Below are 19,562 nucleotides of genomic sequence, written 5' to 3' on the forward strand. Positions count from 1 at the left end.
TATTTTCATAAATAGGAGAAGAACGTGAAAGAACAAGTTATAGCTATGTTTTATGAGCTAAAAGACGCAAAAACGGGCGAAATTTTAGAGTCCAATATGCAGGTTGGGCAAGAAATTTCCTTTTTAACAGGTCGCGGACATATTATCGAGAAGCTAGAAGAAGAAGTTACTAAACTAGAAAAGGGCGAAACAAAGGTTATCGTTATCCCGGCTGCACAGGCTTGCGGAGAGTATGACTCTAGCGCGGTTCAAATGCTGCCTAAAGAGCAATTTGCGGGCATCGAGCTAAAAGAGGGCATGGAGCTTTTCGGTCAAGGCGAGCACGGCGAGAGCGTACGCGTGATTGTAAAATCTATCGGCGAGGACGACGTGACGGTTGATTTTAATCACCCTTATGCAGGCAAGGATTTGGAGTTTAAGGTTCAAATTTTCGACAAACGCGATGCTACAGAGGACGAGATAGCTACCGGCATGGTAGGCGGCGCACATACATGCGGTTGTGGCGGACACGACCACGACCATCACCACGGCGAAGGCGGTTGCTGCGGAGGCCACGGTCATCACGATCACAAAGAGGATGGTTGCTGCGGCGGACACGGTCATCATCACGATGACGGCGGATGCGGTTGCCACTAAGAGTACCTAGATGAGAGCGGCGTTTATATTTCCGGGGCAAGGCTCGCAAAGTATCGGCATGGGTAAGGAAATTTACGAAAATTTCCGCCCGGCCGCCGAGCTTTTGCAAAATGCAAGCGATAGCCTAAAAATCGACTTTTCAAATCTACTTTTCAACGAAAATGACCTTATAAACAGGAGCGAATTTACTCAGCCCGCCATCGTTTTAAATTCGCTTATGTGCTATCTTGCTTTAAAGCAAAGCGTAAATTTAGAGCCTAGATTCGCGCTTGGCCACTCTTTGGGCGAGTTTAGCGCGCTTGCGGTTAGCGGCGCGTTTGATTTTGTCGATGCGCTTAGGATCGTAAATTTACGCGGTAAATTTATGCAAGAGGACTGCGCGGGCAAAGACGTGACGATGAGCGTTATTTTAGGGCTTAGCGACGAGACGGTCGAGCAAATTTGCAAAAACGCGCAAGCGGACGGCCATCAAATTTACGCCGCGAACTACAACTGCGACGGTCAGATCGTGATCGCAGGGCTAAAAGACGACATCTCCAAATTTGAGTCTGCGTTTAAAGAAGCAGGCGCTAAGCGCGTACTGCCTCTAAATATGTCCGTCATCAGCCACTGCCCGCTTTTGAAAAACGCGAGCGAGAAACTAACGGCGCAGCTAGAGCCGGCATTAGCCGCTAAATTTGCCCCAGTCGTTTCAAATGCGTCGGCGAAGCCTTACGGCTCGAAAGACGAAGCGTTAAATTTGCTAAAAGCCCAGCTCGTTAGCCCTGTTTTATACAAACAAAGTATCAAAAGCATCGAAAACGAGGTTGATATGTTTGTGGAGTTCGGTGGTAACGTGCTAAAAGGCATCAACAAAAAAATCACCGAAAAGCCGACCTTTAGCGTCACCGATCTTAGCAGCCTTGACGAGCTTTTAAAGGAGCTTAAATGATAGCGATCTTAGGCGCGATGCGCGAGGAAGTTGCTCCTCTACTTGAGCGTATCAAAGACTACAAAGAAGTTAAGCACGCAAATAACGTATTTTACCTAGCAAACTTCGGCAGCAAAGAGCTAGTGATCGCATACTCGAAGATCGGCAAGGTAAACGCCGCCCTAACCGCAAGCGTGATGATAGAGAAATTTGGCGCCCGAAAGCTACTTTTTACCGGCGTCGCAGGCGCGCTAAATCCAAATTTGAAAATCGGCGATATGCTTTACGCGACTAGTCTAGTGCAGCACGATGTCGATATCACGGCGTTTGGACACCCGCACGGCTACGTGCCCGAGACTAGCATCTTTATCAGAAGCGACGACGCTCTAAACGCGCTAGCATCTAGCGTCGCGGTAGAAAAAGACATCGCGCTAAAAGGCGGCGTCATAGCAACTGGCGATCAGTTTATCTGCGATAATGCTAAAAAAGAGTGGCTAAAAGCAACCTTCAAAGCCGACGCGGCCGAGATGGAGGGCGCTAGCGTGGCGCTAGTTTGCGAGAGCCTGGGCGTGCCGTTTTTTGTGCTTCGCGCGATCAGCGACGAGGCGGGCGGTAGCGCGGAGTTTGACTTCGATAAATTTTTACAAAACTCGGCAAACGTGAGCGCGCAGTTCATGCTCGCGATGATCGAGCGGCTATGATAGAGCTTAGCAAGCGGCTGCTGCGCCAGGTTGGGCAGACCAACGCCAGATACCGCATGGTGCGCGGCGAGGATAAAATTTTGCTCGGTCTTAGCGGCGGCAAGGACAGCCTCGCGCTCGCGCACGTGCTAAAACATATGCAAAACGTCACGCCTGAAAAATTTGAGTTTAAGGCCGTGACGCTAAGCTACGGCATGGGCGAGGACTACGCCTACCTCACGCGCCACTGCGCCGAGCACGGCATTGAGCACGACGTGATCGATAGCTCGATATTCGAGATATCTAAGGATAAGATCCGCAAAAATTCCAGCTTTTGCAGCTTTTTCTCGCGCATGAGGCGCGGCTATCTCTATACCTACGCGCTTGAGCACGGCTTTAACAAGCTCGCCATTGCCCACCACCTCGACGACGCGGTCGAGAGTTTTTTTATGAATTTTACTTATAACGGCGCGCTACGAACGCTTGCTCCAAAATACGTCGCGGCAAACGGTATCGAGGTTATCAGGCCGTTTATATTCGTGCGCGAAAGACAGCTACGCGAAAATGCCGTGCGAAACGGGCTTACGGTTATTGGCGACGAGGCGTGTCCTGCGATGCGATTTGACGTCAAGATGCCTCACGCCAGAGCCGAAACTAAGGAGCTTTTGGCAAATTTAGAAAAGCAAAATCCAAAGCTTTTTGTCTCGCTAAAGGCTGCTTTTAAAAATATCCACAACGATACGTTTTTCGCCGCTGGGGCGCAAAATTTGACCGACGAGGAGTGAGGACTCGTCAAATTTAGCTTAAATTTGACCGCTCTTTCGGTCAAATTTGACTTTTGCCGGTCTGGTTTCCCCTTGCTCCTACCGCGCCATAAGCGATCTATTGTTATCGCTCTGCGGCATTTTTGCTCCTTCGTTTTTGTATTAGTTTATTTGATATTAGTTTTTCTTTATCTTGACCACTTATGTTGGCGTCGATATAGATTACTTTGGATGGATTATTTTTTAAGCCATCCCAAAAGTTTATCATATTTTTAAGTTTATTTTTTTCGTTTGCCCAGTACATAAATGTGCGAGTGTCGCCAAATGTCCCATCTTTATCTGGACAATACCGCTCTCCATTTTCTATAGACATACGTATCAATAAAGGTATGGTCTGATTTTTGTCTATTTCTTTTTTCCATGTATCAACGTGCCATCTATAACTTTTATAACACTTTTTATACGCCTCTTTCAACTCCTCGCTAGTAGGTTGCCCCGAAACGTTGTTGTCTAGTAGCAAATTTAGCATAGGTTCGTAGTTTGGCATATATTCCATATCTTTAAAATAGTTGCCGTTCTCGTCAAAATACCCCATACTAAATAGTATTTGTAGCATCTCGGTAAAATTGCCAAAGGTAATATAATCAAAAGGCAATATCCAGCCTTTTGAGCCTTCGTTTTTCTGACCGTATTTTACTTCGTACTCTACAAATATATTATCTCCGTCGATAGTCAAGCTTTTTATCCTATCGTTTTGGGGCGCTTTTAAATATCTTTGAATTTTTTCTTTATTGCTAAATTTAACCCCACTATCAAGCAAGAGCTTAACGGTCTTTGTGGAGTTGTTTTCTATGGCGTAGGCCAGGGGCGAGAGCTTGTAGTTGTCTTTCGCATGAGCGTTCGCGCCCATCTCCATGAGTCTTTTTGCCGTGGTTTCGTCGTCGTAAAAGCTAGCGTACATCAGCGGAGTCGTGTTTGCCTTCATCTTTACGTCGGCGCTAAGCCCGTTTCTTGTCATAAAATTTAAAATCTTATCCGTATCTTTTAGCCTCAGCAAATTTCTTAAAGTGCTAAGAGTGGCGTTGTTTTCCTCGTATTCGTCTATATCCTAGTATCTAAAACCAAAGTCGTCTATCTCCTCTTGCGTTACGTATTTGGCTAGCTCGGAGTTTGGGTCTATTTTGGTATCGGGAGTGACGGTAAAATGAGTAGGGCGAGACAGCTTTTCGTAAAGGAAATTTACGAAAACGACAATGAAAAGAGCGGTGAAGCCAAGTGCGAATTTCTTCAAATTTATTCCTTAAATCAAATTTGCGAAATATTAGCCAAAACCCGGTAAAGAGGCGGTAAATTTGATGAAATTTGAGCCGATAAATTTGGATATCGGGGGCAGGGCGCGGCGAGATCCGTCCGCGTCAAATTTGAGCGGGTTAAATTTGAAAGTAAATCCGGGAAAGTCAAATTTAAAACGGTAAATTTGATCAAAGCCCCTGAAGCAAAATGGAGTAGAGCGCGTCTATTTCGTCATCGTCAAGCAGCAGCGTAGAGCGCTCGCTAAAGAGCATTTTTATCTTTTCTAACGCAAAACCCTTTTGTGCGGCGCAGTGCTCGTGAGCGAGCAGGAAGCTCCTGGCTAGCGCAACGCTATCCTCCACGGGCTCGTCGCAGATAAAGCAAAAAAGCTTGTCGTGCAGCCTGCCCTCGGCCTCTAAAATGCGCACGTAGCTCTCGATGAGTAGGCGTTTGGGAGCACCTCTGTCAAAGCGTGAGGCGCAAAGCTCGAGCTCGCGAAAATACACCTCGTCTATCTGCTCGACGTCTCGCAGGTGCGCGTAGAGTAGGCGCATAAACTGCTGCCACGCGAGTAGCCGCTCGCGCGAGAGTAGCCAGCGGTAGCCTAGGTGCAGGACGCTGCGCAGGTGCGGGAGAAAGTTTTCGCCGCCTTCTAGCTCGAAGTCGATCTTGTAGCCTTGCAGTACGTTTGAGTGGCGCGCGCCGTAGAAGCGGTAGGATTTGACTAGCAGCGAGGGCGTGAGGATGTAGACGAGCAGGTCCTCGTCGCGCACTTTTTGCGTGTGCAGGATGTAGCCTTGCATGGTTAGAAAAAGGCTTGGATTTTTTGGCGCAGGGTTTCCGGCTCGGCGATATGGTTTATCTCGTCGCGAAAGGCGCTGGCACCGTCTATGCCTTTGGAGTAGCGGTGTAGGTGCTTGCGAAAGATCGCCGCTCCGTGCTCGCCGTAGTGCTCGATCATCGCGTCAAAATGCGCCAAGATGATCGCCTTTTTCGTCGCCGCGTCTATACTCTCGCCCGTCTTTATCTCGTGAAAAACCCACGGCTTGCCGATGCAGGCGCGTCCTATCATTAGCGCGTCGGCGTTGGTTAAATTTAGCGCCTGGGCCGCATTTTCCGGCGAGATGTCGCCGTTTGCGATGACTGGGATGGTTACTGCTTCTTTGGCTCGGCCGATCGCGGCGTAATCGACCGCTGCCGTGTAGCCGCCAGCTCTCGTACGTCCGTGAAATGCGATGTAGTCCGCTCCGGCGTCCTGCGCGGCGCGGGCTAAAATTTCGGGTATTTTTTCATCAAAACCCAGGCGTAGTTTGACGCTAGTCATTTGCTTATTTGAGATTTTTTTGATGGTTTCTACGATGCGTTTTAGATTTGAGATATCTTTTAGCAGAGCAGAGCCTGCGGACTGTTTGACGACCTTTGGCACCGGGCAACCGCAGTTTAGATCGACACCGTCGATGCCCTCTATGCCGTTTAAAATTTCCACCGCTTTTTTGACGATGTCTGCGTCGCTACCCGCTATCTGCACGATATAGGGCGTTTCAAGCGGCGACTTTTTGAGCATCTCAAGCGTTTTGGTTCCTTCGTAAACCAGGGCGTTTGCGCTTATCATCTCGCTTACGGTCACGTCGCAACCAAACTGCTTGACCACGCTTCTAAGTGGCAGATCCGAAAAGCCCGCGAGCGGAGCTAGAAAAAGCGGTTTTTTTGAAAAATCTATCAGCAATGCGCGTGCTTGAAAAATAGATCTGTCGGGACGTTTTTGCCGCTTTGTCTGAGGTAGAGCAGGGTGCGGAAATTTTGATATTCGCCTGCTTCAAGGCCTGCTAAAACCTCCTGCGCGCGCTCGAGCATCTCAAACTCAAACAGCAGATAGACGTACGCTTCCTGCGCCTCTTGGCGTTCGTTTTTAAGGCGCTCAAAGATGCCGATGATAGCGTCCGGAGTGATTTTGCTTTTTAGTGTTGCGGCGCTGATGTCAAAGCTGTCTTTTGAAATTTTATCTGAATTTAATAGCTCTAGAATCTCGTCGTTGCTCAAATTTATCTCGTCTTTGGCAAAGCGGGCGATAAGAGTCATGGTCTCTTTTTCGTCCAGATCTGGGGCAAATTTTTTGATATCGGCGAGCGAGCCTAAATTTATTAGCTTTTGCCTTGCTTCGCGGACTATTTCGCCCTGATCGCCCATAGGTTTTTTAAGCGTTTCCAGATAGTATCCGTCCAAATTTGCTATTTTGTTTAGCTCGTTTTTGATAAAGAGCGGATTGTCTTTAGGCAGCTTAAATTTCTTTAGGTCGGCGACTTCGCCGTTTTTGACCGTGCGCATTATGCCTAGGACGTTTTGTAGCTCCTCGCCCTCGATATTTGCGTCCTTGTATCTATCCCAGGGCGAGAGGATTCTAGCCATCTGGGACGGGATTTTATAAAAGTTCGTTTTAAAGTCTTTGTTCGTATCAAGGCCGAGTAAAATTTCTTTGCCTAGCTCTCTGTAAAATTTCTCATCGTGCGAAATTTTGCGTTTAAAGGCGTAAAATTTAAACCCGTGATAGGCCATGTGAAGCACGCAAAATATCGTCAAAATCGCAGGCGGCAATATCATCCACACGGCGACGGGTAAATTTAACGCATACTCGGCGCCGCTGCCAAAGAGGGTAAATTTAAGATGGAGCTCGTAAGAGCCGCCCTCAAAAAGATAAACGATCGCGCCGACTACGACCAGGTAAAGCACGGCGCAAGCTATAAAACGTTTGATTTGCATGGCGCACCCCTATTTTGCGGTTTTTTCCACTATCTCACGGCAGGTGATACAGTATTTTGCGTGCGGTTTGACGCGCAGACGCGCCAGCCCGATCTCCTCCTCGCACATCTCGCAGATGCCGTAGGTTTTGTCAGCGATCTTTCGCAGCGAGACGTCGATCTCGGCTAGTTCTTGTCTTTGCTGAGCGCTGATTGATTGCTCGATGAGCTGATCGGCGTTTACGGAGGCGATATCAAACTCGTCGCTAACGCCGCTTTGGCGTAGCCCTGCCATCTCGTTTGACGAGTCTAAAATGTTTTTAGTTATCTGTGCTTTTCGCTCCAGTAAAAGTGCCTTAAACTGCTCCAGGTCGCTTTTGCGCATTTTTTTCCTTTATTTGTGATATGGGTGGTTCGCGTTTATGCAAAGAGCTCTGAAAATCTGCTCATGAAGCATAAGCTTTGCTATCTTGTGCGCCATCGTCATGCGGCTGAGGCTAACGACGGCGTCGGTTTTTTGTTTAAAATTTTGGCTCAGCCCGTAAGCTCCGCCGATAAAAAATGAAATTTGAGCCTTATCCGAGATGAGTTTGGCAAACTCCTCGCTGTTAAATTCGCGACCCGCTTCGTCAAGCGCCACACAAAAGCCGTTTAAATTTGGCTCATAAACCTCGTCGTAGGCTTTTAGCGCTTCGTCTCGCCCTTTGCTCTGGGCTTTGGCGATCTTGTCGTTAAAGATAACGACGTCTGAAATTTTAGCGAACTTAGACGACATCTTAGCGTACTCTTTGATCTCGTTTTCAAAATTTTCACGTTTTGACTTTTGGATGCAAAACACGGAAATTTCCAAATTTTATTCCTCGTCGTCCAAGCTTTGAGCGCTCGGCTGCTTAGCGGCGTAGGCCGGGTTGTTTGAGAGCAGCCTTATCATATCGCTTAAAAACTGTTTATGCTCTTTACGCTCGACTATGGCGTCTATTAGGCCGTGCTCTAGCAAAAACTCCGATCTTTGAAAGCCTTCCGGCAGATCGGCTCCAATGGTTTGTTTGATAACGCGTTGTCCGGCAAAGCCGATGAGAGCGCCCGGCTCTGCGATGATGATATCACCTAGCCACGCGAAAGACGCGCTCACACCGCCCATCGTAGGATCGGTTAAGACCGATATATAGGGCACCTTAGCCTCGTCAAGCAACTTTAGCGCGGCGGAAGTTTTTGACATCTGCATTAGCGAAAACGTACTCTCCTGCATCCTCGCTCCGCCCGAAGCTGAAACGATGATGAGAGGTTGCTTTTTATCGAGCGATCTTTTTACGGCGCGCACGATCTTTTCGCCCTCGACCGAGCCTAAAGACCCGCCCATAAAGCTAAAATCAAAAACCGCCAGCTGTACGTTCATACCGTCGATCTTGGCCTCGCCGCAGATCACGGCCGAGCTTCTGCCAGTTTTTTCCTCGTTTTCGCTTATGCGTTTTTTATAGGATTTTTTATCAACGAATTTGATCGGATCGACGGGCTTTAGTTTGGTATCAAGCTCTACGAAACTGCCCTCGTCGCAGATCATCGCTATCCTCTTATCGGCGGCTAATCTCATGTGAAAACCACACTTTGGACAGACGTTAAAATTTGCTTCGACCTCTTTGTAATACATCAGCGAGTGACAGCTGTCGCATTTGACCCAGTGCGCCGGAGCCTCGCTAGGAGCGGATTGTTGCTTTCTCGTTTTGGAAAAAATATCTAAAAAGCTCATGATTCCTACTTTTTAAAAAATTTAGGGATTATAGCCAAAGTTAGCTTATGTTTTGCTAGACGGGTATTAAATTTACGCTACGCGCTTTCGGGAGTAGGCGGGTAGAATCGCGTAAATTTGCACTGTTATTTTTATGTTTTCCGTGGAAATTTTAAATTTATACGGAGTTGGTTTTAAAATTTGAAAGGTTAAATTTAAGAGATTTGACTGCGGTGTGTTTTAACTTTGCGATATAAATTTAAAGAGCTCAAATTTGTAAAATTTAACTCAAATAAATTTGAGCCTTTAAATTTACGGCTTACCACTCGATGTAGGTTTTCGCCTTTTTTATGTTTGCGATTTTTATTTTTAAAATTTGACCTTCGCTTTCAAACGATATTTCTTCATCGTCGGCGGATAAAATTTTGCCTTTTAGTTTTTTGTTTTCGCCGTCTAATTCGGCTGAAATTTTAGCCAGTTCGCCGATACTCGAGATAAAATGGCTCGGTTTTTCTAGCTTTCGCTCCAGACCCGGCGAGCTAACCTCTAGCACGTAGTCTCCGCTAAGCGGCGGCTCGACGTCAAATATCGGCGAAAGCAAACGTGAAACCTTTTCGCAGTCGTCTAAATTTACGCCGCCAGGTTTTGCGATGTAGATCCTATAAATAGCTCTGCCGTTTTCGTTTGCGACCTCGACGTCGTAGAGCTGCACGCCGCACTGCGAGATCAAATTTTCAAGATTTTGCATTTTTGTTTAGATCCTCTGAGATTTTTTCAAACAAATCGTCCATATGGTTTTGATACTCGAGCCTGTCGTCAAATTTAAAGTGAAAATTTGGCGCCCTATACCAGCCCTCAGCTGCCATGCAGTGGTTTTGTAGGTGCTTTGATACGCGTTTTAGGCGGTCTAGTATATAGGCCTGCTCGCGCTCGTCAAACATCATCTTATCGAGGTATACGAACGCGTCGTATCTGCCTTTTTTACACTCGACGTCGGTCACGCACAGTCCGCGTAAAAGCTCGTCCTCAAGCGTAGATAGAGCCTCAGGTAGAAGCTCTTTTAGTACGCTTTGCGTGCGCAGCCGCTTTATCTCCGAGGGGTTCATAGGCTGGCTTGCTCCTCTACTTCTTTAAAGCTCTCGATGTAGTCGCCTTCTCTGATGTCGTTATATCCGTCGATACCTACGCCGCACTCAAAGCCGCGCGCTACCTCTCTCACGTCGTCTTTGAAGCGTTTTAGCGAGCTTACGGTGCCCTCGTGTACGACTACGCCGTTTCTGATTAGGCGGATTTTCGCGCCGCGGTTTATCGTACCTTCCGTCACCATGCAGCCTGCGATCGCGCCTACTTTAGGGACGTTGATGACCTGACGTACTTGGGCTTGTCCGAGCTGCTCCTCGTGGATGACAGGCGACATTAGGCCGCTTAGGATCGCCTTTACGTCGTCGAGTAGGTTATAGATGACGTTGTAGGTTTTGATCTCGACGCCGCTTTCCTTGGCTTTTTCTTTTACTTCGCCCGTCGGTCTTATGTTAAAGCCCAAAATCACGGAGTTTTCGCTCGCTCTGGCTAGCTCCACGTCGCTTTGTGTGATGCCGCCCACGCCTGAGTGGATGATATTTACTTTTATCTCGTCGTTGCGAAGTTTTTCTAGGCTTGCCTTGATGGCTTCTAGTGAGCCGCCCACGTCGGCTTTTACGATGACAGGGAGCGATTTTAGCTCACCCTCGGCGATCTTTTCGCTAAGCTCTTCTAGGCTTACTTTAGTAGTTTTGCTGAGCTCTTTTTGGCGCAAATATTCAGCTTTTTTCTGTGCGTATTCGCGGGCTTCTTTATCGGTTTTGACGCTTATTAGCGTTTCGCCGGCTTCCGGAATTTCGCTAAGTCCCATTATTACGCCGCATTCGCCCGGTTTTATCTCTTTTAAAATTTTGCCTTGATCGTCGGTTATCGTTCTTATCTTGCCGTATGCGACGCCTGCAACCACGATATCGCCGACTCTTAGAGTACCGTTTTCTACGATAACCGTAGCTACCGGACCGCGCCCTTTTTGCTGCGAGCTTTCTATTATGGCGGCTTTTGCGTTTGCTTTTGCGTTTGCTTTTAGCTCTAAAATTTCAGCCTGCAAGAGTACGATCTCAAGCAGATCGTCTATACCCATACCTGTTTTTGCGGAGATCGGTACGAACTCGTACGTGCCGCCCCAGTCGGTAGATAGGATATCCAGCTCTGCTAGTTCGCTTTTTACTTTGTCGGGGTTTGCAGCCTCTTTATCCATCTTGTTTATCGCGATGATGATCGGTACGCCGGCGGCTTTTGCGTGGCTCACGGCCTCTTTGGTCTGCGGTTTTACGCCGTCGTCGGCTGCGACCACGATGATAACGATATCGGTGATCTTGGCTCCTCTAGCGCGCATAGCTGTGAAAGCCTCGTGGCCCGGAGTATCGATAAAGGTAATGTTTTTGCCGTTTTTATTTACCATATAGGCGCCTACGTGCTGCGTGATGCCGCCAGCTTCGCCTGCTGCTACTCGCGAGCTTCTGATGTAGTCTAGTAGAGAGGTTTTGCCGTGGTCGACGTGACCCATGATGGTGATAACCGGAGCGCGGACGGTCAAATTTGCATCGTCTAGCTGCTCCTCTTCTTCGTCGTAGGCCTTAACGTAGTCAAATGCTTCTTGCGTATCGACGATATTTACCTCGATACCGAATTCATCGGCCAAAATTTCTATCGCATCCTCGTCTAAGAAATCGTTTTTGGTCGTCATCATGCCGAGCATAAAGAGTTTGCCGATGATTTCGCTAGGCTGCTTGTTGATTTTGTCGGCAAATTCGTATAGGCGGATCTCTTTTGGTATCTCGACGTAGGTTACCGATTCGTTGTTATGGTCGGCGCGTTGTGATTTTTTATGTTTTTTGCGAGGCCTGCGCGCTGTGCCTTGTTCTAGAAACGAGCTTATGGAGGTATTTAGGACCGGCTTATAGCCCGTATTTGTCGGTTGTTTGATTTTTTGAGGCTCCGGAGTTTGCGTTCGTACTGAAAAATCGGGCAATATAACTACGTCTTCGTCGTCTATCACGATGTCCGCCATATCGCGGTCGCCGAGTAGATCCATCTTTGTAGCGCCGTCTTTTTTGGTTGCGACGACCGGTTTTTTCTCTTTTTTCTTTTTGCGTTCGATCTTTTCGTCGCTAAATTTAAACATATTTTCCAAATTTAGCGCCGGCGCAGACTCTCTTCTCTCGCTTGCTCTAGGTGCTGGCTGCTCGTCTTTTTTCTTTTTTACGATGACTAGGCCGCGTCTTTTTTGCAGGCTAACATCGGCTAAGCTTTCTTTTGGCTGAACGGGCTCGGTAGCCACAGGTTGGGCTTCTGGCTCCTCTTTGGGAGCTGCTTGGATTTTTGGCTCCGGCGCTTTTTCGGCCGGTTTTTGAATGACTGTTTTTTGCTCTTTTTCAGATTTCTTATCGTTTTTTGTTTCTACTTTTTCTTTTGGCAAAGGCTTTTCTTCTTTTGCGGCGGTTGGTTTTTTAGCCTCTTTTGGCTTGCTTTCTTTTCCCTCTTTGCCCTCTTTAGCTTCCGCTTTTCTTACGGTCGGTTTTTTCTTTTCGGGTTTTTGCTTGAGAGCTTCGGGGATCTCGCCGGTTTGGATGTAGGTGTATAGCGCCGCCGCTTCTTCAGGACTAACGCCACTTGAGTGCGTTTTGACCTTTAGCCCAAGCTCAATAGCCTTTTCCAAAACCTCTTTGCTATTGTAGCCGAGCTCATTTGCTATCTCTGAAATTCGAACAGTCCCCATTTAAGAGTATCTCCTTTAAATTTTGCCCGTTTTGTAGCGTCGCTATAAAGCTGCCTGCGACTCTTCCGAGCGATTTTCTTAAAATTTTCTCGTCTTTTTTTAGACATTCCTCGCAAAGATAAAAGCTGCGTCCGTTTCCGTTTCCGAAAAATAGCGAAGAATTTATCAGTCTGTATCTACGCAAAATTTGCTGTTCAAAGCGCTTTTTGCAGACCACGCACGTCCTGATAGGGATAAATTTTTGAGCCATTATTATAACTTCTTTTAGCTTTTTTTTAGCTTTGTAGGATTTTTATCCCGTCGTTGTCAAAATTAAAAATTTCAACTCGAAAGCTCTTAAATTTATCTTGCAGTTTTTGTTTTAAATTTGCCGCATCGTCCGCGTAAACGATGTTTAAAAAGCTAGACCCGCTACCAGAAAGCGTACTCAAAAGAGCGCCGTTTTCGTAGCCTATCTTGCGCACTTCAAAGAGCTCTGGCAGGTTTTGCATGCGGATTTGTTCGTGCATGACGTCTTTTGCCGCCGTTCTTAAAAGTTCGTAATTTTCGCTAAAAAAACAAGCCGTGAGAAATGCGGCGTGAGAGAGGTTGCTAACGCACTCGCTCATCGTGAAATTTTTAGGTAGCTTGGCGCGCGATTCGTTCGTGCTCATGGGTTTATCGGGGATCACGACGACGGCTTTGATATCGGCGCTTAAAGGCTTTTTTAGAGATTTTACCTTGCCGTTTTCAACGACTGAGCTCACAAAACCGCCAAGCGTCGCAGGAGCTATGTTGTCCGGGTGGTTTTCGTAAACTAGAGCTTGGTTTAAAATAGCGCTTTTATCCGCCTTAAATCCTGCCGCCGCATAAGCTGCCGCGATGGCTGAAGTGATAACCGCAGAGGAGCTACCAAGTCCGCGCGAAAACGGGATCTGGTTGGTAAAAATCATACGAAAAGTATCTTTTTTACCCGTTAGCTTGATGTAAATTTCATTGAAAATAGATAAAAAAATATTGTTTTTTTTAAGAAGCGCGTTGTCTTTGCCTTCGCCCAAAATGCTCACTGAGGCGAAATTTGCCCTCGTTATCTCGACTGTGTTATGTAGCTCTAAGGCAAGGCCCAAGGCATCAAAGCCGGGGCCGATATTTGCGCTCGTGGCGGGAACTAAAATTTGCAAGAAATCTCCTAAACGGCTTGAATAACGTAATTTGGTAGGGTATCTAAATTTAGATTTAAAACGGCTAAATTTTGCGGCAAGCCAAATTCGCCGGCCTCTGCTTTTTGCAGTTTGACGCCATCAGGAGTATTTACGAAGCTTAAATTTTTATTCGCCCGTATCGGTGCGCCGTTGTTTAGCTCAAAGCCGCTAACTGCATAAAATTCGCACTCTTTTACTATACTAATCGTCTTTAAAACGACGTATGCGACCTTGACACCCATGAAGCTACCTGGGCCGTTTGCGTAGATGATTTTTTGTAGGTTAAATTTGCCGCCGTTTAAGATCTCGTCTATTATTTTTACGAGGGAGACGTCGGATTTTTCTTCGCTAGAAATTTGCTCTAAAAGCTCGCTGTTTTCGTCATAAATGCCAACGATTAGCGGCGAGCTAAGAGCGATAACTAAAATTTGGATATTTTTTATGCAAATACCTTTTGGTACTCGCGCGCGAAATCGCCTTTTAGCGTGACGATTTCGTAGTTTTTATCGTCGCTTAGGATAGCTAGCGTTAGCTCGTGGTTTAGCTCATGACTGCCCGCAAAGCTCGTATAGTCAGCCATCAATGGCGCACCCATCAGGCTTAGATCGCCGATCGCGTCTAAAATTTTATGACGAACGAATTCGTTTTCAAAGCGCAGGCCTTCAGGATTTAAAATTTTATTATCGTCGATAACCACGGCGTTATCTAGGCTACCGCCGAGGGCTAAATTTTGCGCTCTTAGCATCTGGACGTCTTTTAAAAATCCAAATGTTCTAGCGCGCGCGATCTCCTCGATGTAGGCTTGTTTGCTAAACTCGAACACGTAGTTTTGCTCGCCGATTATCGGGTGGGCAAATTTGATAGTAAAGTCGAATTTCGGGTTATTTGACGGCGTTACTCTGGCGAATTTTCCGTTTTTATTTACTTCTACCGGGCGTTTGATTACGATTACTTTTTTATCTGCTTCTAGCTCAGCCGTGCCAGCTTCATCCAGCATCATGCAGTAGCTTATCGCCGAGCCGTCCATTACCGGCACCTCGTTGGCGTCCAGGACGATACGGACGTTGTCGATGCCGTAGCCGTTTATCGCGCTAAGGAGATGTTCGATCGTCGAAATGTAGCCCTCTTTGCCGCCGATTACGGTTGCCATTTGAGTGTTTATCACGTTTTTCGGCTCTGCCTTAAAACTCACTCCGAGGTCTTTTCTATAAAATATTATTCCCGAATTTGCCCCGAGCGGTTCAAGCGTGATTTTTATCGGTTCGCCCTTGTGAAGTCCGATACCTACGCCTTCTACGGTTGATTTTATGGTTGTTTGTTTCAAATTTTTGCCCTTATTTTTCTTACTCTTGCCATTATACAACAAATTTACAACAAAATGGCAAATTTATTCGACCATTTTTTTAGCCGCGCTCAAAACGCCGGTTACGTTATCCTTCATCCAGCCGTTATCCATCCACTCCTCCGGACGCACTTCTATGCCTTGAACTAGCATGCCAAAGTGCAAGTGATCACCCATCGCTAGACCCGTAACGCCCGTGTTTGCGATGACGTCGCCCGCCTTGACCGAGTCGCCGGCTTTGACATTTAGCGAACTGCAGTGTCCGTAGAGTGAAAAAAGGCCAAATCCGTGATTTATCAGGATGTTACGCCCGTAGATGCCGTTTTCTGCGGCAAATTCGACCGTGCCGTCGTTGTTGGCGACGATGTCGGCTTTTTGTGTCGAGGCTAGGTCGATGCCCATGTGCCAGCTTTCGCTGACGTCTTTATCTTCAAAGGTGTAGTATCTGTGGTCGCCAAAGCTTGCTACCGCTTTGCCGTTTTTTAGCGGGTAAAATTTATTTACGCTAAAGTTTTCAGCTGCGTCTATATCGACTTTTGCGGCGATTTGCGAGATTATTTTCTCATTTGCCTCGCGGAGATTTTCATTTACGAATTTCATCTTTTCCAGATTGCTCATAGCGTCGTAGTTTTTAGCGTATTGTTGCGCTAGTTCCGGGATTTTTTCGTTTAAAAATCTACTCTGGCCGTCTAGTTTTATCTTTGAGATGCGGTATTTTTTATCTTGGTAGAAAAATCTTATCTTGCTTTTGGTTATATTTCCCGCCGCATCAAGCGCCACGACGTCGGCGCTAAACGAGCCTTGTTGCGCCGGCCAGGCGACTAAAGAAGCGTAGTAACCGTCTTTTACGAATTTGCTTGGGATAAATTTTTTGCCGTAGTTCGTCTCGATATAGACCTCTTTTAGCATCTCGTCAGTCGCCTTAAACACGACCGTCGCGCTACCGCCTTTAGTGATGGCGTATGAGTGGTTTAGGATGTTTACGTCGGGTTTTTTGTTATCGACGGTGATTTTGACCTCTTTTTTTTGCGTGTTGCCGAGGAAAAATCCCCATTTGCTAGTATCGGTGGCCTCGATTACGATGTTATAGATATCTTTTTGCGCGCCAAATCCCGTTTTAGGAAAGGTCAAATTTAAATCGACGATTTCAGACGGCGCTTCAAATTTTTGAGTCAGCAAATTTACGCTGCCTTTTTCGTCTATGAGTGAAATTTTAACTGATTTCACGCCGCCTTCGTCGGTGATTTTGATCGGTAGAGGCGAGGTTAGGTTCCAGTAAATTTGATCTGATATGGCTATGCTCGGGGCTTCGCGCTCAAATGTTTTTGATGTAAATAAAAAAGCTATCGCCGCAACTAAAAGTAAAATAATAACGCCGAAAAATATCAAATTTGGATTGCCGCGTCTTCTCATAAAATCTCCTAAATCTTAAAGAGACCGATTTTACTAAAAAGCGATAAATTTAAGGTAAATTTGCGCCCGAATTTATAAAATTTCGCGTATTTTTCTAGCTTCATTCATCCATTCTCGCAGCTCGTCCCACTTCTCGTTTTTGATTAAATTTTCGCATTCGTCCAGTTCTTTTTTGAAAAGGTCTATCGAATTTATCAAATTTTGCTTGTTTTGTTTAAAGATATCCGTCCACATCACGGGCGAGCTTTTGGCGATCCTGATCATGCCGTTAAATCCAGTGCCGCTTAGCGCGATGATATTTTTTTTGTTTTCCTTTTTTAGTACGCTGCTAGCTAGCGAAAAGCTGATAGCGTGGGGTAGGTGAGAGATGACGCTGGCGTGATGGTCGTGCTCCGCCGCGCTCATAAAAATGATCTTCATGCCCAGGTGCGAAAACAGCTCGACCGAGCGCTTGACGTGCATCTCGCCGCTTTCTTTAAAGTCGCAAATGGCTACGACGGCATCTTTAAAAAGCCCCGAAAAAGCTGCGGTAGGGCCGGAGTACTCGGTGCCCGCCATCGGGTGAGCGGGGATGAAATTTTGCCTGATGCTCTCTGGCACGGCTTCGATTATTTTTTGTTTGGTGCTACCAAGATCGACGATAGTCGTATTTTCGCCGATACCTTCAAATTCTTTGACGATTTTTATGATGCCTTCGACCGGGATGGCTAGAAATATCATATCGCACTTTTGCTTCATCTGCTCAAGGGTTAAAATTTCATGCACGAGACCGAGCTCAATGGCTTGTTTTTCATGCTCTTTGCTTAGATCCATTCCGCTAACACAGCTGATTAGTTTTTCGTTTTTGAGACTGAGTCCGAGCGAGCCGCCGATGAGTCCTAGGCCTACGATACCGATTTTCATAAATTCGCCTTTTAAATTTATATTGTTTAAAAATAAAATGTGCTATTATACAGCCTTATCATCACTTTTAGGTTAAATCAATGAAAAAAAGCGTTTTTCTACTACTTTTGGGCGCAGTTTTGGCGAATGCCGAGCAGATAACTTCCATAAATTTTAAAGGTCTCGTGCATCTGTCTCCAGAAACTGCAAAGGAGATAATGGGGCTAAAAGTCGGAGACGAGCTAAATGTCGATAGCACGGATAGGGCGATCGCAAAGCTGTTTAGACAGGGCTATTTCGACGATATCTACATCGAAAATAAGGGCGGCGACGTGACCGTAACGGTAAAAGAAAAACCTAGCATCGCTCGTATCGATATCAAAGGCGTAGTGACTAACGATAAAACCGCCATCGATGGACTAATCAACATCAAACAAGGCAATATGTACGACGAGTTAGCCATCGAGCGCGCAAAAGAGCGCATCAGGCAGTACTACGAGTCAAAAGGCTACTTCGACACGGTCATAGACGTAACCAAAGAGCCGGTGGCGGGCAATGAAAGCAGTCTTTTTGTCACGATGAACATAAACCGCGGCGAAAATATCATAATAGAAAACGTAAATTTAGTTGGCGCGAAGCTTTTTGATTACGGCGACATCGAGCCTGTGGTGGCTAATAAAGAGCGTGAATTTATGGGCTGGATGTGGGGCAGAAACGACGGTAAAGTTAAGCTTTTTGAGCTACCAAACGATCCTGCGAGAATCCAAGATAAATACTACCAAAAAGGCTACCTAGACGCGACGGTTTCAAACCCGTATCTAAACGCCTACATGGATAACTACACGGCAGATCTCACCTACTACGTGACCGAGGGCGAGCAGTATAGAGTATCTAGCGTAGATATCGAAGCGCCTGAGTTTTTAGAGCTTGATAAAGAGAAAATTTTAAAAGACTTTAGGCTAGAAAGCGGCGACGTGATGAACTCCGCTCGCCTAAGACAAGATATAAAAAAGCTCGACGATATGGTAGCGGATAAGGGCTACGCGTTTGTAAGGATAAATCCAAAAACCGAGAAAAACGTCGAAGACAAGACTGTAAGTATCGTCTACGAGGTTGTGCCTGACGAAAAAGTATATATAAGAAACGTGCAAATTTCCGGTAATGATAGAACCGTAGATAGGGTCGTCAGGCGCGAACTATACCTCACGGAGGGAAATTTATACAGCAGAACCGACCTACAAGACAGTAAGGACGCGCTAAAGCGAACGAGTTATTTTGATGAGGCCGAGATCGAGGAGCAGCGCGTCGGAGCAAACCAAGTCGATCTACTCGTAAAAGTAAAAGAGGCCTCCACCGGCTCTATTAGCGGCGGTATCGGCTACGGTAGCTCGGACGGCTTGCTACTTAACGCGAGCGTGTCGGATACGAACGTATTTGGTAGCGGTATGAAGGGTGTCATAAGCGTAGATAGGAGCGACAACGAGCTCTCCGGCCAGATAGGTTTAACCAACCCGCGCCTTTTTGACTCAGAGTACAGCCTGGGTGGCACGCTATATGCTAACGACTATAGCTGGAATAACTACGACGAGAAATCATACGGTCTAAACGTCGTCGTAGGTAGAAAGCTGACTAGAAATCTAAGCGCGTCTTTGGGTTACATCATAGAGCAAAGCCGTATCAGTGGGCTTAGCGACGTGCTAAAAACCGTCGGGTACAAAGACGGCAAGAGCTTAAAAAGCTCGCTCATACCGTCTATTACATATAACAGCACGGATGATTATTACCTACCTCGCACGGGCATCATCGCAAGCACTAGCCTAGAGTTTGCAGGCGTTGGCGGCGACGAGAAATTTTTAAAGAGCAGAACGAATTTTAACTGGTATCAAGGTATCAGAGAGTGGGTGGATTACGACCTTATTTTTAGATTCAAATCAAGCTTCGGCAAAATTTGGGATCGCGGCTGGGTGCCTATTAACGAGAGACTATATCTAGGCGGCATCAGAAATCTACGCGGATTTGAGAGTAGAACTGTCTCGCCTAAAGTCAAAGTTTCCAGCGGTAGCTGGTACGAGACGGGCGGCGATACATCGTTTAACAGCTCGGCAGAACTTAGCTTCCCGCTAATAGAGCGCGTAAAGATGCGCGGAGTGCTGTTTGTTGACTACGGCGTCATTCGCGGCAGGATTGCAAACGTAACTGCG

Annotated in this window: 22 protein-coding genes; 5 read left to right on the forward strand and 17 right to left on the reverse strand. The window is 46.6% G+C overall.

All coding sequences use genetic code 11. The annotated features are described in order from the left end of the window. Positions 1-24: 24 nt before the first annotated feature. Genes Q0546_RS06535 through Q0546_RS06550 form a run of 4 tightly spaced genes read left to right on the forward strand, consistent with a single transcriptional unit; the run spans position 25 to position 3,011 of the window. Positions 25-636 (forward strand): peptidylprolyl isomerase, encoded by a 612-nt coding sequence (locus Q0546_RS06535; protein ID WP_298791571.1) that lies wholly within the window; start codon positions 25-27, stop codon positions 634-636. Positions 637-646: 10 nt separating this feature from the next. Continuing rightward, positions 647-1,567 carry an ACP S-malonyltransferase gene (gene fabD, locus Q0546_RS06540; protein ID WP_298791573.1) on the forward strand — a complete coding sequence of 307 codons (921 nt, stop codon included), beginning with the start codon at positions 647-649 and terminating at the stop codon, positions 1,565-1,567. Continuing rightward, the gene (locus Q0546_RS06545) at positions 1,564-2,247 is read left to right on the forward strand and encodes a 5'-methylthioadenosine/adenosylhomocysteine nucleosidase (RefSeq protein WP_298791575.1); all 684 of its coding nucleotides are present in this window, start codon (positions 1,564-1,566) and stop codon (positions 2,245-2,247) included. Before fabD ends, Q0546_RS06545 begins: the two co-directional genes overlap by 4 nt. Further along, the gene (locus Q0546_RS06550) at positions 2,244-3,011 is read left to right on the forward strand and encodes a tRNA 2-thiocytidine biosynthesis TtcA family protein (protein WP_298791578.1); all 768 of its coding nucleotides are present in this window, start codon (positions 2,244-2,246) and stop codon (positions 3,009-3,011) included. Before Q0546_RS06545 ends, Q0546_RS06550 begins: the two co-directional genes overlap by 4 nt. Positions 3,012-3,114: 103 nt before the next feature. Here the strand turns inward: Q0546_RS06550 and Q0546_RS06555 are convergent, their stop codons facing one another. From Q0546_RS06555 to Q0546_RS06635, 17 genes are all read right to left on the reverse strand, one after another. Beyond that, a complete protein-coding gene (locus Q0546_RS06555; RefSeq protein WP_366519256.1) occupies positions 3,115-4,047 on the reverse strand; it encodes an ankyrin repeat domain-containing protein in 933 nt (310 codons plus the stop codon). Positions 4,048-4,098: 51 nt separating this feature from the next. Then, positions 4,099-4,281 (reverse strand): hypothetical protein, encoded by a 183-nt coding sequence (locus Q0546_RS06560; protein ID WP_298791582.1) that lies wholly within the window; start codon positions 4,279-4,281, stop codon positions 4,099-4,101. A 190-nt stretch (positions 4,282-4,471) separates the two neighbouring features. Continuing rightward, positions 4,472-5,086: a recombination protein RecO gene (recO, locus tag Q0546_RS06565; protein WP_298791584.1), complete on the reverse strand. Its 615-nt coding sequence runs from the start codon at positions 5,084-5,086 to the stop codon at positions 4,472-4,474. Positions 5,087-5,088: 2 nt separating this feature from the next. Next, the gene (locus tag Q0546_RS06570; RefSeq protein WP_298791603.1) at positions 5,089-6,006 is read right to left on the reverse strand and encodes a tRNA-dihydrouridine synthase; all 918 of its coding nucleotides are present in this window, start codon (positions 6,004-6,006) and stop codon (positions 5,089-5,091) included. After that, positions 6,003-7,040, reverse strand: coding sequence for a LapA family protein (locus tag Q0546_RS06575; RefSeq protein WP_298791586.1), 1,038 nt, complete (start codon positions 7,038-7,040; stop codon positions 6,003-6,005). Before Q0546_RS06575 ends, Q0546_RS06570 begins: the two co-directional genes overlap by 4 nt. Positions 7,041-7,049: 9 nt before the next feature. Beyond that, a complete protein-coding gene (gene dksA / locus Q0546_RS06580; RefSeq protein ID WP_122863290.1) occupies positions 7,050-7,403 on the reverse strand; it encodes an RNA polymerase-binding protein DksA in 354 nt (117 codons plus the stop codon). Between the two features lie 9 nt (positions 7,404-7,412). Then, a complete protein-coding gene (locus tag Q0546_RS06585; RefSeq protein ID WP_002947511.1) occupies positions 7,413-7,868 on the reverse strand; it encodes a 23S rRNA (pseudouridine(1915)-N(3))-methyltransferase RlmH in 456 nt (151 codons plus the stop codon). 3 nt (positions 7,869-7,871) lie between these two features. Then, positions 7,872-8,765, reverse strand: coding sequence for an acetyl-CoA carboxylase, carboxyltransferase subunit beta (accD, locus tag Q0546_RS06590; RefSeq protein ID WP_298791589.1), 894 nt, complete (start codon positions 8,763-8,765; stop codon positions 7,872-7,874). A 298-nt stretch (positions 8,766-9,063) separates the two neighbouring features. Beyond that, a complete protein-coding gene (rimP, locus tag Q0546_RS06595; protein ID WP_298791591.1) occupies positions 9,064-9,492 on the reverse strand; it encodes a ribosome maturation factor RimP in 429 nt (142 codons plus the stop codon). Then, positions 9,479-9,850: a 30S ribosome-binding factor RbfA gene (gene rbfA, locus Q0546_RS06600; RefSeq protein ID WP_002943703.1), complete on the reverse strand. Its 372-nt coding sequence runs from the start codon at positions 9,848-9,850 to the stop codon at positions 9,479-9,481. The genes rimP and rbfA overlap by 14 nt, the downstream gene beginning before the upstream one ends. Continuing rightward, entirely contained in the window at positions 9,847-12,543 is a 2,697-nt protein-coding gene (gene infB, locus Q0546_RS06605) for a translation initiation factor IF-2 (protein ID WP_298791593.1), read from the reverse strand. Before infB ends, rbfA begins: the two co-directional genes overlap by 4 nt. Beyond that, positions 12,509-12,793, reverse strand: a complete 285-nt coding sequence (locus tag Q0546_RS06610; protein WP_002947517.1) for a DUF448 domain-containing protein — start codon at positions 12,791-12,793, stop codon at positions 12,509-12,511. The genes infB and Q0546_RS06610 overlap by 35 nt, the downstream gene beginning before the upstream one ends. A 25-nt stretch (positions 12,794-12,818) precedes the next feature. Beyond that, positions 12,819-13,703 (reverse strand): homoserine kinase, encoded by an 885-nt coding sequence (gene thrB / locus Q0546_RS06615; RefSeq protein WP_298791595.1) that lies wholly within the window; start codon positions 13,701-13,703, stop codon positions 12,819-12,821. An 8-nt stretch (positions 13,704-13,711) separates the two neighbouring features. Then, on the reverse strand, positions 13,712-13,966 hold the full coding sequence (locus Q0546_RS06620) for a glycoprotease (protein WP_298791597.1): 255 nt from the start codon (positions 13,964-13,966) through the stop codon (positions 13,712-13,714). Between the two features lie 197 nt (positions 13,967-14,163). After that, positions 14,164-15,048, reverse strand: a complete 885-nt coding sequence (gene lpxC, locus Q0546_RS06625) for a UDP-3-O-acyl-N-acetylglucosamine deacetylase (protein WP_298055519.1) — start codon at positions 15,046-15,048, stop codon at positions 14,164-14,166. A 63-nt stretch (positions 15,049-15,111) separates the two neighbouring features. Next, on the reverse strand, positions 15,112-16,479 hold the full coding sequence (locus Q0546_RS06630; protein WP_298791599.1) for a peptidoglycan DD-metalloendopeptidase family protein: 1,368 nt from the start codon (positions 16,477-16,479) through the stop codon (positions 15,112-15,114). A gap of 72 nt (positions 16,480-16,551) precedes the next feature. Then, positions 16,552-17,382 (reverse strand): prephenate dehydrogenase, encoded by an 831-nt coding sequence (locus Q0546_RS06635; protein ID WP_298791601.1) that lies wholly within the window; start codon positions 17,380-17,382, stop codon positions 16,552-16,554. An 80-nt stretch (positions 17,383-17,462) separates the two neighbouring features. Here Q0546_RS06635 and bamA point away from each other — a divergent pair. After that, positions 17,463-19,562, forward strand: a 2,100-nt coding sequence (gene bamA, locus Q0546_RS06640; RefSeq protein ID WP_298791602.1) for an outer membrane protein assembly factor BamA, incomplete at its 3' end; no start/stop codon positions are given.

Origin of the sequence: uncultured Campylobacter sp., assembly GCF_937997465.1 — a bacterium.
Taxonomy (GTDB): domain Bacteria; phylum Campylobacterota; class Campylobacteria; order Campylobacterales; family Campylobacteraceae; genus Campylobacter_A.

What these genes read in the sequence shown, in the direction of transcription:
- fabD (WP_298791573.1), top strand. Translation starts at nt 647, where the DNA reads ATGAGAGCGGCGTTTATATTTCCGGGGCAAGGCTCGCAAAGTATCGGC.
- Q0546_RS06545 (WP_298791575.1), top strand. Translation starts at nt 1,564, where the DNA reads ATGATAGCGATCTTAGGCGCGATGCGCGAGGAAGTTGCTCCTCTACTT.
- Q0546_RS06550 (WP_298791578.1), top strand. Translation starts at nt 2,244, where the DNA reads ATGATAGAGCTTAGCAAGCGGCTGCTGCGCCAGGTTGGGCAGACCAAC.
- recO (WP_298791584.1), bottom strand. Translation starts at nt 5,086, where the DNA reads ATGCAAGGCTACATCCTGCACACGCAAAAAGTGCGCGACGAGGACCTG.
- Q0546_RS06575 (WP_298791586.1), bottom strand. Translation starts at nt 7,040, where the DNA reads ATGCAAATCAAACGTTTTATAGCTTGCGCCGTGCTTTACCTGGTCGTA.
- dksA (WP_122863290.1), bottom strand. Translation starts at nt 7,403, where the DNA reads ATGCGCAAAAGCGACCTGGAGCAGTTTAAGGCACTTTTACTGGAGCGA.
- accD (WP_298791589.1), bottom strand. Translation starts at nt 8,765, where the DNA reads ATGAGCTTTTTAGATATTTTTTCCAAAACGAGAAAGCAACAATCCGCT.
- rimP (WP_298791591.1), bottom strand. Translation starts at nt 9,492, where the DNA reads ATGCAAAATCTTGAAAATTTGATCTCGCAGTGCGGCGTGCAGCTCTAC.
- rbfA (WP_002943703.1), bottom strand. Translation starts at nt 9,850, where the DNA reads ATGAACCCCTCGGAGATAAAGCGGCTGCGCACGCAAAGCGTACTAAAA.
- infB (WP_298791593.1), bottom strand. Translation starts at nt 12,543, where the DNA reads ATGGGGACTGTTCGAATTTCAGAGATAGCAAATGAGCTCGGCTACAAT.
- Q0546_RS06610 (WP_002947517.1), bottom strand. Translation starts at nt 12,793, where the DNA reads ATGGCTCAAAAATTTATCCCTATCAGGACGTGCGTGGTCTGCAAAAAG.
- Q0546_RS06620 (WP_298791597.1), bottom strand. Translation starts at nt 13,966, where the DNA reads ATGGGTGTCAAGGTCGCATACGTCGTTTTAAAGACGATTAGTATAGTA.
- Q0546_RS06630 (WP_298791599.1), bottom strand. Translation starts at nt 16,479, where the DNA reads ATGAGAAGACGCGGCAATCCAAATTTGATATTTTTCGGCGTTATTATT.
- Q0546_RS06635 (WP_298791601.1), bottom strand. Translation starts at nt 17,382, where the DNA reads ATGAAAATCGGTATCGTAGGCCTAGGACTCATCGGCGGCTCGCTCGGA.